Origin of the sequence: Planococcus sp. NCCP-2050 (genome assembly GCF_023708025.1) — a bacterium.
GTDB lineage: Bacteria > Bacillota > Bacilli > Bacillales_A > Planococcaceae > Planococcus.
Map to the genome: position 1 here is coordinate 456,152 of NZ_BRCX01000001.1, position 12,399 is coordinate 468,550.

A 12,399-nucleotide genomic window follows, 5' to 3' on the forward strand; every position below is an offset into this window, starting at 1 on the left:
GCCTTTTTTGTATTTCACTGTAAAGGCAGAGAGTCGTTTAAACAGTCAATTTTCAAAACCCAGCCTTTATAATACGTTTCTATTTCTGTTATCGACAGTTTCGAATTTTGTATCAACGCTAGTGTATCCCGGTTTAAATGACAACCGCCAAATACTTTTTTCCAAAGCGGCGTCATCAAATCCTGTGCTTTTCCCATTATTGGCTGCGGCATCCGCACATGTTCAAGAAAAAAGATCCTTGCACCAGGTTTCGCTACACGCTGAATTTCCTCAAGCGCCTTTTGAGGTTCAGGAATTGTACAAAATACGAGAGTCGCTACTACTGTATCAAACACATTCTCATTAAAAGGCAAGCGTTCTGCTCCCGCAATATGGAGGTGTATAGGCGCTTTTGCCTTATTAACTTGATTGCGCGACCGGTTAATTCTCTTTTCATCCGGTTCAATGGCATCTACCCTTAACGCATTTTTATAAAAAGGAAAGTTCGCACCTGTGCCGGATCCAATTTCCAGCACATGGCCATAAGCATTTCCGCCGATTGCTGCCCTTAACTGGGTAATGCTTGTTTTCCTTGGAGGTTGATTTGAATGTCCGGGCTGGCTGCTATATTTTTCTGTCATCTCTTCCCCTTCTCTCTTTTTTCAGAAGCATGATCTGCCGATTTGCACTGAATTTTATGCGTGGCATGAAATAAAAAAAGTGTTTACGCTCGCCTGTTCAATAGGAGAAAAAATTTTTATAAAGCTATTGTCATCAAGATTCCCCTTCTCTTGACCTCTAAACTGCATAAATGCATAGTTTAAAGTGAGATAGGGAAAATGCTTAAGAAGACGATACGGGAGGTGCAGCAAATGGAAAAACTTATTTCAGCAGAAGAAACTTCAAATTTCATTAAACAGCCCGGCTTGAATTTTCTTTATATCCTAAGCCCGTCCTGAAGTGTTTGCCATGCACTGCTTCCTCAGGTTGAGGAAGTATTGAATGATTTTCCGAAAATACAAACGAAAACGGTTGATATAACGGATCAGCCAGAACTTGCTGGTGAACTTTCAATCTTTACAGCACCTGTTTTGCTGCTTTTCAATCAAGGAGCGGAATTATTAAGAGAAGCACGATTTGTCCACCTCCAAGAGTTCGAAAGAAAAATCGATAAAATCTATGGGTCGTATTATGGCTAAGATAAAACTTCCACATTAGACTCACCGCAACCATCGACATTTTATGTCGATGGTTTTTCTTTCTTTCCACCATTTCAATTAATTTCCTCTTGAAAAAGTTATTTTTTTGTCATTAATGCCATTTTAACTAATTCAAAAGAATCATTTTACCCTAAATTAACTAACTATTTTAATTTTTAATAGGCTTTTATACGCTCTTTTATGTTATTATCAAAAACAATAAGTTATTTGAATATTCAAAATAAACTTATCAATTATTTACAGCTTATTGATGCTTTTTTCTAAATTGACGGATCACTATAAGGAGGATGGATTATGACGAAAAAATTCTTTACCTATGCAGCTGCTGCCGCAATGACTTTTAGCCTTATTGCCCCAATGCCAACTTTAGCTGCCGATTCAACATTTACAGAAGTATCGCCTGCGAATGCCTCTACCGATATTTATCGCAACACTACATTAGAAACTGTTGTAAGTGACGGCGACCTGGTAGAGGCTGTTGAATTCATGGAGGGTGATTTCAAGGATTTTTCAACTGGCGGCATTAAAGCAAAGGCAAATATAGCAGGTGAAGAAAAAGAGGCGACTGCTGAAAACAAAACTGAACTAGCTGCAGATGACGACAAATATTTCACGACGACCTCAGATCAGGGAGATTCTTTCCAGACTTTTGAAGTTGATGCCGGCAAACTTGAAAAGGGCGGATCAGCAGAAATCAATTGGCAAGGAAAAACCTTGCCGGGATCAACTCTTTCCATCTCTGTCTGGGACCACTCCAAAACCGAATGGTCTAAAGTCGAGGAAAAGAAATCGGATACTAATGGAAGCGAAATCAATTTCTCTATTAAGGTTTCAGATATGAAATTTATGGATGCAGGGAAAATCTTGGTTAAAGTACAAAATGAACTAAAGAACGCCGTTCCCTCTAAAGAGAAATTTTCCTTACTATGGTTTACAGATACTCAGTTCTACGCAAGGCTCTTCCCGGAAAATTGGGACAAAGTCACAGACTTCATCATTGATCAATACAACAAAGACCGCTTCGAATATGTGATTAATACAGGAGACTTGGTGGATACCCCGGACAGCGAAGAAGAATGGGCTGTCGCCAAGAAAAACCTAGACCGAATGGATGCTGCCAAAATTCCATACGGCGTATTAGCTGGAAACCATGATGTCCAGCATAAGTCCGATATGCGCATCGACTACACTTATTTCCATAAATATGCCGGTGCTGACCGGTTCGAAGGAAAGTACTGGTACGGTGAGAACATGAATAATAATCAAAACCATTATGATTTGATGACCTTGAATGGCCATGAATTCATCTTCCTGTATCTTGGATTCGGATTAGAGGATAAACCGGAAACAATTGAATGGGCAAACCGTGTGTTGGCAGAGCATGCGGAGAAAAACGCTGTACTGAATATGCATCAATATCTTGCGCATAACGGCAGCCTTGATCCTGGAATTCCTACAGTCGTCTATAACAAAGTGGTTGTCCCAAATGAAAACGTGAAACTCGTTCTTTCCGGTCATTTTAATGGAGCTAAAAAGAAAATCTCTAAATTGACGAACGACGATGGTTCAGAGCGGGAAGTATTGCAAGTAATGGGGAATTATCAAGGCGTAGGTGAAGGCGGCGACGGTTATCTTCGATTCGTTGATTTCAAACCTGAAACAGAGGAAATTGAATTTACGGCGATTTCTGCCATCACCGGAGACATTGACCACTATGAACCTGAAGATTCCTTCACAGGCAAATACGATCTAGTCGATTGGGAACCGAATCAAGAAGCGATCGCCAAAAACAAAAAAGAAGTCTCGACCGATTATGTATCCGCTGAAATTTATAAAGAAAAAGAGATTGGCGTAGATGAGGAGCTGGAAAAAGGAAAAGCTTCTATCGAATGGAAAAACCTTGAACCAAAAACAAAATATTTCTGGTACATGAATGCCTATACGGAAAGCAGCGAATTCAGATCAGATATTTATGAATTCACAACAGGCACTGAAACTGGACCGGTAACACCGACTCCCGAGCCTGATCCTGAAACACCAACAGATCCGGGCAATCCTGGTGGCGGCGGTTCAACTCCTGACCCTGGCACCAACCCTGGAAATCCTGGCGGTGGCGGTTCAACTCCTGATCCTGGCACCAACCCTGGAAATCCTGGCGGTGGCGGTTCAACTCCTGACCCTGGTCCTGCTCCAGATCCTGGCCCGGTTCCGGCACCCGTTACCTTTACCGATGTAGCAGAGAAATACATGCCTTCTGTAATGTACTTAATCCAAGAGGATATCACAAAAGGCTACTCCAACAACAAGTTTGGTACAGGAGACTCAATTAAACGCGTGGATGCTGCCATTATGTTAGCAAAAGCACTTAAGTTGAATTTAGATGACGAGCCATCAGGATTTAAAGATGTGCCGAAACGAGGCATCGAGTACGTAAATGCTTTGAAAGCTGAAGGCATCATCAACGGAAAATCAGCTACGGAATTCGGTTCGAACGATTTGATTACGCGCGGCGAAATGGCGATTATGTTGACAAGAGCGTACCGTATGAATGCCATTACTAAAGATACGGCATTTACAGATGTGGGTGGACGTTACCGCGACGCAGTTGCTGCATTAGTTGAGTATCAGATTACTAATGGGAAAACGGCCACTACCTTTGGAACAATTGATCCGATCACACGCGGCGATTACGCGATCTTCCTTTACAAATTGAATGATATGAATTAACTGCTTTAAAATGCAAAACACGCAGTGCTTTTTAAAGGGCTGCGTGTTTTGTTTTTACCGCGAATTAGTTGTTTACATCCGAAAATTCGGGAATATAGTTTTTAAATGGCCAGTTAACTCAATAATTATCAAATTGGAGGGACGGCGAATGGCTGAAGCAGGCAGAACTTTTCCAGCAACGTACTCTAAGGCGCCTATCATCTACCACGGACCTAAGAAAAAAACACTCTCAACTGGAAAAATCATTCTTGGCAGTGTAGCGGCATTTACAGTGCTCGGAGGCTTTATAGCGGATATGAACAAGACTCATATGAAGAATCCTGATTGGCCGCCTCATGCGAAATTCCATGATGCCATGTCAATTACACTTGGCGCGTTTCTCGGTTCCGCCAGTTTATACTTTCTTAGCCGTAAAACATTTGATTCACACCAAGACATTCAGCTTTCCGCAATGCTGCCTTCGATGTATTGGGCAGCTCAAGGCGTCAGCTTTTTTTACCCGCAAACATCTGGGATAGAAGCTGAATTTCCTCAATACGTCCCGAAAGTTCAAGGACTCTGGATCAATGAAAAATTTGCATCCATTGCGATGCTTGCTTTAACTGGTATAGGCTATACGATGGAAAACCTGCCACCTGGCCAGCCTCTGTCAAATCGTTAAAGCAAAAGCAAGGCCACCTATTTAGGATGGCCTTGCTTTTTTACGTAATCAAATCAGCTGTTACATCATCAATCACCAATACATTTAAGTAATTGCCTTTTAGGGCAGCTCGTATGCTTTCCACTTTATGCGAGCCTTCTACAATGCCAATTACTTCCGGGATTTTTTTGTATTCATTAATATCCAGGCCGATGACCAATTCGTTTAACGGGTGTTTGATTTCATTGCCAGAGTGATCATAAAAACGTGAACCGATATCCCCTATCGCCCCCGCTTCTCTCAAGGATTCTAAATCGTCTTTTGTTAAATATTGCATCGTAGCCATCGTCGAACCTTCGTAGGGATTGCCGATTCCCACTACTGCCATATCGACATTTCGCCCTTCTTCCAGAACCATGGCAATATCCTCCGATTCGATTAAGCGCCGTTTCAATTCAATCGTTTCAACCATGGCCGGAGCATAGAGGTATGAACAATCGGTATTCATTTTTTGGGAAAGCTGATAGGCGAGCAGGTTCGAATGAATTTCAACTAGCCTTCTTCCCATCCCTCCAACTAGCGGAATAATTTTCAGCTGTTGATGCTGCTCGTATGGATATTCCTGAACAAACTTAGCCAATGTGCTCCCCCAGGAAATGCCCAACGACTTTTTTCCGTTAAGGTTCTTGGATATGTAAAAAGACGCCGCTTTTCCTAAAGAATGCTTAATCATTTCAGGATCTCTCCCTGCAGCTGGAACCACAATCGCTTCTTTCAATTGGTATTTCTTTTCAAGCCGGCGTTCTAATTCGACTGTATGTGCATTTTCGTCTTTGATATAAATTTCAACTACGCCATTTTCACGCGCTTTGTTCAACAATTTAGAGATCACCGGGCGGGAAACCCCCATTTTTTTTGCGATTTCTGCCTGTGTCAGCCCGTCAAAATAATAGAGCCTCGATACTTTTACAATTTGCCTGCGTTCGTCCCAATTCATCATCAATGCACCTTCTCATTTTAATAAAACTTAAAAAGCGAATGGATTAACATGTGAACCGCTTTCATTTTCAAAAGCAATTCTGCTAACTCCTTTCAAGGCAAGGGATTACTCGTTGCCTCATCTTGCTCTATTATAGGACGCAATGGCCACTTCTGGCAATTAATGGTGAACGCCCTTTTCAAGCCATGAAGCCGCTGCTTCATATACGCTTTCAGATACAGTGGGGTGGGCATGAATCATTGAAGCCAGTTCTTCAACAGTCCCTTCTAATCGTATAAAAGCAGAAGCTTCTGCTATCATTTCCGTTACATGCGGACCTACCATCAAAACTCCCAAAATCTCTCCGTACCTTCTGCCTGCAATAAGCTTGGTAAAGTCTTCTTTTTCATCTTGCGCCAACGCTTTCCCGTTGCTCGAATGGTCGATTCTGATTACTTTATAGTCAATCCCTTGCCGATTTGCTTCTCCTTCTGTCATGCCTACACTGGCAATTTCCGGACTCGTATACACACATCTCGGCACAATCGAATAATCCATAGATTCTTTTTCACCGGCAGCATTCGCAGCAGCTACTAATCCTTCCGCACTTGCTATATGGGCAAGCTGCCATCCTTCCACAATATCTCCAATAGCGTAAATTCCAGGTTCGCTTGCAGCCATCCGATTGTCCACTTTTACAAATGGCCCATTCATCTTTAAATTCAACTCAGAAAATGAAGAGGTATTTGCGATTCTTCCGGCGGCTATCAAAATCGCCTCTGTTTCTACTATTTCGTAATCGCCATTTTCTTTTACTATTTCCACAAACTGATTGGATTCGCGCTGTTCAATCCGTGCTACTTTTGTATTCGTCAGAACTGTAATCCCTTTCTTTTTCAAAGACTTCATGAGCACTTCAGAAGCTTCCGGTTCCTCACTCGCCACAATCCTTTCGCCCATCTCGATAAGGTGAACCCGAACCTGCAGACTGGCAAAAATACTGGCCAATTCGACTCCGATGATGCCGCCTCCTACGATCACTATAGACGCTGGTATTTTCTCGATATCAAAAATGGTGTCACTCGTAAAACAGGCTGCACTTTCAATGCCAGGAATCGGCGGAATAAGCGGTTTTGATCCAGTAGCGAGAATAATGCTGTCGCCACTGATGCGCTCTTCCTGACCCTGCTTCCGGATAGCGATTGTCCGGTCCTTCCTCACTTCACCGATACCGTCGTAAACTTTGATTTCACCTCTTTTTAACAAATAGGCGATACCGCTTCTCAGTTGCATAATGATCGCATCTTTGCGAGCAAGCATTTTACCAAGTGAAAAAGTTACAGGTCCTGTTTCAATACCCCACTCTTTCGCTTTTTCGATGGTTTCAATCACTTCTGCGTGTCGAAGCAAAGTTTTTGATGGAATGCATCCGCGGTTTAAACAAGTACCTCCAAGCTCACGCGCTTCGATAAGCGCCACCTTTTTACCAAGTTTAGCTGCCCGTATGGCTGCCACATATCCTCCAGGGCCGCCGCCAAGTACTACAACTTCATAATTTTCCAATGGAATCTACTCCTTAAACCAATAATTTAAAGGGCTGTTCGAGCACTTCTTTCAAGTCTGTTAAAAAGGCTGCAGCTGGAGCACCGTCAATGACGCGGTGATCGAAAGACAGGCTGAGAACCATCATCGGCCGAAGTTCGATGGCACCGTTTCGTCCGACTGGCTTTTCATTGATTCGCCCTACACCCAAAATAGCGGATTCCGGCTGGTTGATGACCGGGGTAAAAGCATCGATGGCATACATGCCCAGATTACTGATGGTGAATGTGCCTTCCGACATTTCCTGGGGCTTTAAGTTGCTGCTTCGAGCCGCCATTCCTAAACGTTTGCATTCTGCAGTCAATTCCGAAAGGCCTTTTTGATCGGCATTTTTTACTACCGGTACAAGCAATCCATTTTCCACAGCTACAGCTATTCCTAAATTGATTTCTTCATGGAAGATGATTTCATTGCCTTCTAATGAAACATTTAAATTTCTATGGAGCTTTAAACAGGCGGCGACCGCTTTCAAAATAATTTCGTTGTAGGAAAGCCGAAAGCCCGTCTGCTTTTCGATAGTTTCCAGCAATTGCTTGCGCAAATGGATCGCTTCCGACATGTCCACTTCTGTCGTCAATGTGACATGCGGTGCTGTCGTTTTACTCTGCAGCATGCGCTCTGCGACAACTTTTCGGATCCCTTCCATTTTCATCCGTCTGCCGCCGGTTTCAAGAGCGGTTGAAGGCTGCCTCATTTTTTCAACATCTGTCCGGTATATTTTTCCACGAGGACCCGAACCATTTATGGTGTGCAAATCGATTCTTTCCGCTCCTGCCACTTTTTTAGCAAGCGGAGTTGCTTTTGGTGCAGCTTGCAAAAAGTCTCCGACATCCTTTTGGTGGATCCGCCCTTTAGGCCCGGATCCAGGAACTTCGGAAAGCACGATATTATGTTCTTTAGCTACTCTGCGTGCTGCAGGCGTAGCCCGAATTTTTTCTGATTGTGAATTTTCATTGCCGCTGTCGCCGGTTTCATTTATCGTAGTTGTTTCACTGATCTCTATTTCTTCCAAGTCGCGCTTTGCCGGCTGCCGGGAGTCACTCTGATCGTCTTGCAACGCGGCACCCGATTCTCCGGGAGGAGCCTCCGGAACATGTTCACCCGCCTCTCCGATATACCCGATTACATGATTTATCGGAATTTCATCCTCTTCGGCAAAATACTTTTTCAGCAAGATGCCTTCCTCGTAAGATTCCACTTCGATATTGATTTTGTCGGTCATGATTTCAAACAGTGGATCTCCCACTTCAACGGAATCCCCTTCGTTTTTAAACCATTGCAGCAAAGTTCCCACTTCCATGGTGCTGCTCAGTTTCGGCATGAAGATTTCTTTCGCCATCGGGTTGCTCCTCCTTCCCTACAATCGATTCAACACTTCTTTTACTGCTAAGACAATATCGTCCACTCCAGGGACTGCAGCTTTTTCAAGATCCGGATTATAGGGTATGGGCACAGCTTTGCCGCCTAATCGTTTAATCGGAGCGTCCAAATAGTCAAATGCTTCACTTTCTGCGATTATGCTGGCAATTTCCCCACCGAATCCGCCCCGTTTTACCGCTTCGTGAACCACAACAAGGCGGCTCGTTTTTTTCACAGACCCAATAATCGTTTCCGTATCAAGCGGCACCAAGGTTCTAGGATCGATTATCTCGACACTGATGCCATCTTTTTCAAGTTCTGTAGCTGCTTCAAGCGCTTTATGGACCATAATGGCGGTAGCGACGATCGTAACGTCTCTTCCTTCGCGTTTAATATCCGCTTTGCCCAAAGGGATGGAATACTGCTCTTCCGGCACATCCGACTTCGTTTTATAACAAAGTTTATGTTCATAAAAAATCACGGGATTATCGTCGTCAATCGCCGCTTTCAGCAAACCTTTCGCATCATATGCGGTTGAAGGCTGAACTACTTTTAAACCGGGCACATGTGCCATCCACGCTTCTAAACTTTGAGAGTGCTGCGCTGCTGCTCCTGTTCCAGATCCAGCCGGCGTGCGAAGCACCATTGGCACTTTTCCTTTGCCGCCGTACATATAGCGGATTTTTGCCGCTTGGTTGACCATATTGTCCATTGCAATCGTAATAAAATCAGAGAATTGAAGTTCAAGAATTGGCCGCATACCGGTTAACGCCGCTCCAACTGCCGTACCAGAAATTGCTGCTTCTGAAATGGGCGTATTGCGAATCCGTTCCGGTCCAAATTCTTCAATCATTCCGCGTGTAACGCCAAAAGCACCGCCGTATACGCCAATGTCTTCACCTAAAATGAAGACATCATCGTTTTCGCGCATTTCTTGGCTCATCGCTTCTCTCACTGCCTCTAAATACGTTAGCTCTCTCAACCCATCCACTCCCCTTTGCTCCGTCTTATGCGTAAATGTCTTCCATCAAATCATCGTGTGTCGGCATTGGGCTACTTTTTGCAAATTCCACCGAATCCTCTATTTCCTTTTTCGCTTCGTTTTTTATTTGGTCTGCACTCTCTTCGGTCAGTAATCCTTCTTCGATCAATACTCCTAGGAGCCTCGCAATCGGATCTTTTGTCCGCCATTCCTGTTCTTCTTCCCGGGTCCGATACTTTTTCGCATCGCTCTTAGAATGGCCTTTCCAGCGGTAGGTTTTGGCTTCCACTATGGACGGCCCTTCTCCGTTCCGTGCCCGTTCCACAGCCTCGCCCACACCGTTCATAACATCCAATACATCATTGCCGTCAACAACTTTCCCTGGAATCCCATAAGCTTCAGCGCGCTTTGCCACGTCTTCGACATTCATCATTTCTTTTGCAGGACCTGACATGCCATATTGATTGTTTTCGCAAATGAACACTACCGGCAACTTCCAGATTGATGCCAAATTGACCGCTTCATGAAAACTTCCCTCATTCGAAGCCCCATCTCCAAAAAAACATAGCACCACATAGCCTTCTTTTTTCAGCTGCGAAGTCAATGCAGCACCGGCAGCTATCGAAAATCCACCTCCAACAATTCCATTTGCCCCTAAATTGCCCCTTTCAACATCCGCAATATGCATTGAGCCGCCTTTCCCTTTGCAATATCCCGTGGTGCGTCCGAACAATTCAGCCATCATCCGGTTGACTTCTGCCCCTTTGGCAATGCAGTGGCCATGGCCTCTGTGCGTACTGGTAATCTTATCCCGATCTTCTAATACAGCAATTGATCCAACGGCTGAGGCTTCCTGCCCTACTGCTAAATGGGTCGTTCCGTGAATCATCCCTTTCGCAAAAAACTCATCCACTTTTTCTTCAAAGTACCGGATGAGCCACATCTGCTTAAGTAAAGCCGTTAAATCTTTTCCTTCAACGCCTGATGGAAAATTTATTAGCTGGTTCATTTTCATACCTCCCTTTTACATATGTTCACCATTGTTACATATGTAATATATTAAGACTTTTCAGTTAATTAGTCAAGCAGTAAAAAGGCTGAACCACTCTCATTAGGAGCAGTCCAGCATTTTATAGGAGCACATTATTTTTTGTTCTTTTTCATTTTGTAAGTCTGCATCACTTTTCTCGACGAGTTAACGTCTTTTAATATCCGGTACGGTTTTTTAATGGTGCGAACCGGAAGAGAAAATAAAAGGTGGCCAAGCCCCTCCTTAGACTCTTTCGTCACCCGCTTCGGTTTAGTTGCAATGCGCTCAACTATTTCTTTGTAAAACTCTTTTTTCAAATCCACTTTCAATTCTTTCGTCCGGCCGCATTGCAAACATTTTATGGTTTTCATATCGCTATTGATGTACGTGACCTCATGATCGACTTCTTCTTTGCAATTCGTACAGTATAAACCAGCTTCCATCTTTTTCACTTTCATATTTGAACACCTTCTCGCTCCGTTGTTTGCCTTCTCTACAGGCCGAATAGGATCAATTTTCAAATTGATCTCTCCGTCGGTTTCAGACATTGATCGGGTGTACCTTTTGCTCTTTTTCCGCTAACATATCATCTTGCATCCGGCGCAGCCGCCAAATCGTCGATTCCTTTGTCTGAACGACATCCTCATACGCAATAAATTCCCCTTTTTTAATAGCGCGCTTCAATTGGACATTCCGGTCCACTAATCCCATCGGCAAGGCATTTTTGCCTTTTGCTTCTTGTGCCGATAGAATGCTGCCGTAAACTGTAAACCCGCCAATACTGTCTAAAAATTGGCCTTCATCCAAGTCTGTTTTGGCTACCGCCACAGTCTCCGCCTGCAGCCCTTTCCAAGGCGCGATGGTCGCTTCATTGTAAAGGAACGCTCTCGCAATGGAGATCGGCGTTTCCAAGCTGGTAAGGTGGTAAGGGCGATAAAGCACGTAATTCGGGCCTTCACCCATGCTCAAATAATGCATTTCGTGATTTACTTCATCTTTTTCTGATGCAATGATTGCAAAGACGCCCGGCGCAATTCCATTGATATACTCGACAACTTTTTTATGGCCCACTTTTCCGCCTAGCTCTTTCAATTTGAAAAGTTCCGGAAGGCCTTTTACGTCACTGACAAAGCCATGCATTCCTGGCTTATCCGGAAGAAAGCCTGTGGCATTTGCGACAGCCGTCATTTCTACCATGGTTTTTGTACCATCTTGGAAAGAGGCAAGCATTTTGGGACTCGCGCCTTTTCTCGCAGCTTCTTCAGCAGCCGTATCTGGATTTGCTGCTAGATTAAGCGGATTGTTTTTTCCTTTTCCAAGTGCCACTACCTCGAAGCCGAGCGCATCTGCAAAATCATAGAGCTCCATAATGGCACCCGGTTCGTCGCCAGCTGTTCCCGTGTACACAACGCCGCTCGCATCCGCCATTTTCTTCAGCAATGGTCCGATGGTAACATCTGCTTCCACATTCAACATAACGATGTGTTTTTTATTCAGAATGGCGTCCCATGCAATTTTAGCTCCGATATCCGGAACGCCTGTGGCATCGACTACAACGTCCACTTCTGGGAGTTCAGTGACAAGCCTCGCATCTGTCGTCGCTACCACTTTACCGGCTTTGACAGCTTCTGAAGCTTCTGCTGTCTGATCTGTTTTGATAATATCAGAAACGGCAACGCCTGATTTTGCATAAGCATTTGTCACATTCTCCAGTTGAATGTCAGCTGTAATAACGACACGCATGCCTGCCATGCTCTCTATTTGCGATACCATGCCTCTTCCCATTTGCCCTGCACCTACGAGGCCGACTTTTATGATGGTTCCTTTCTGCTCTAACTCTTGAAGTTTCCTGTTTATCCCAAGCATTTTTCAGTCTCCTCT

The 12,399-nt window shown here is 44.0% G+C and carries 11 protein-coding genes; 3 read left to right on the forward strand and 8 right to left on the reverse strand.

The features are described 5' to 3' along the window. Positions 1-14: 14 nt before the first annotated feature. Entirely contained in the window at positions 15-620 is a 606-nt protein-coding gene (locus NFU07_RS02380) for a class I SAM-dependent methyltransferase (protein ID WP_251474089.1), read from the reverse strand. Between the two features lie 333 nt (positions 621-953). Here NFU07_RS02380 and NFU07_RS02385 point away from each other — a divergent pair, with 333 nt between their 5' ends. From NFU07_RS02385 to NFU07_RS02395, 3 genes are all read left to right on the forward strand, one after another. After that, positions 954-1,178, forward strand: coding sequence for a thioredoxin family protein (locus NFU07_RS02385; protein WP_285835947.1), 225 nt, complete (start codon positions 954-956; stop codon positions 1,176-1,178). Between the two features lie 315 nt (positions 1,179-1,493). Next, positions 1,494-3,926: an S-layer homology domain-containing protein gene (locus NFU07_RS02390; protein WP_251474095.1), complete on the forward strand. Its 2,433-nt coding sequence runs from the start codon at positions 1,494-1,496 to the stop codon at positions 3,924-3,926. 148 nt (positions 3,927-4,074) lie between these two features. Then, complete coding sequence (locus NFU07_RS02395) at positions 4,075-4,587, forward strand: DUF6640 family protein (protein WP_251474098.1); 513 nt, start codon at positions 4,075-4,077, stop codon at positions 4,585-4,587. A 40-nt stretch (positions 4,588-4,627) separates the two neighbouring features. Here the strand turns inward: NFU07_RS02395 and NFU07_RS02400 are convergent, their stop codons facing one another. The 7 genes from NFU07_RS02400 to NFU07_RS02430 form a co-directional block, all read right to left on the reverse strand. Continuing rightward, positions 4,628-5,566 carry a sugar-binding transcriptional regulator gene (locus NFU07_RS02400; protein ID WP_251474101.1) on the reverse strand — a complete coding sequence of 313 codons (939 nt, stop codon included), beginning with the start codon at positions 5,564-5,566 and terminating at the stop codon, positions 4,628-4,630. 159 nt (positions 5,567-5,725) lie between these two features. Continuing rightward, the gene (gene lpdA / locus NFU07_RS02405) at positions 5,726-7,108 is read right to left on the reverse strand and encodes a dihydrolipoyl dehydrogenase (RefSeq protein ID WP_251474104.1); all 1,383 of its coding nucleotides are present in this window, start codon (positions 7,106-7,108) and stop codon (positions 5,726-5,728) included. A 13-nt stretch (positions 7,109-7,121) separates the two neighbouring features. Next, complete coding sequence (locus tag NFU07_RS02410; RefSeq protein WP_251474108.1) at positions 7,122-8,486, reverse strand: dihydrolipoamide acetyltransferase family protein; 1,365 nt, start codon at positions 8,484-8,486, stop codon at positions 7,122-7,124. 18 nt (positions 8,487-8,504) lie between these two features. Next, complete coding sequence (locus tag NFU07_RS02415; protein WP_285835925.1) at positions 8,505-9,488, reverse strand: alpha-ketoacid dehydrogenase subunit beta; 984 nt, start codon at positions 9,486-9,488, stop codon at positions 8,505-8,507. A gap of 25 nt (positions 9,489-9,513) precedes the next feature. Next, the gene (locus tag NFU07_RS02420) at positions 9,514-10,497 is read right to left on the reverse strand and encodes a thiamine pyrophosphate-dependent dehydrogenase E1 component subunit alpha (RefSeq protein ID WP_251474111.1); all 984 of its coding nucleotides are present in this window, start codon (positions 10,495-10,497) and stop codon (positions 9,514-9,516) included. Between the two features lie 134 nt (positions 10,498-10,631). Then, positions 10,632-10,976, reverse strand: a complete 345-nt coding sequence (locus tag NFU07_RS02425) for a bh protein (protein ID WP_251474116.1) — start codon at positions 10,974-10,976, stop codon at positions 10,632-10,634. A gap of 82 nt (positions 10,977-11,058) precedes the next feature. Next, complete coding sequence (locus NFU07_RS02430; RefSeq protein WP_251474119.1) at positions 11,059-12,384, reverse strand: NAD(P)H-dependent oxidoreductase; 1,326 nt, start codon at positions 12,382-12,384, stop codon at positions 11,059-11,061. Between the last annotated feature and the right edge of the window lie 15 nt (positions 12,385-12,399).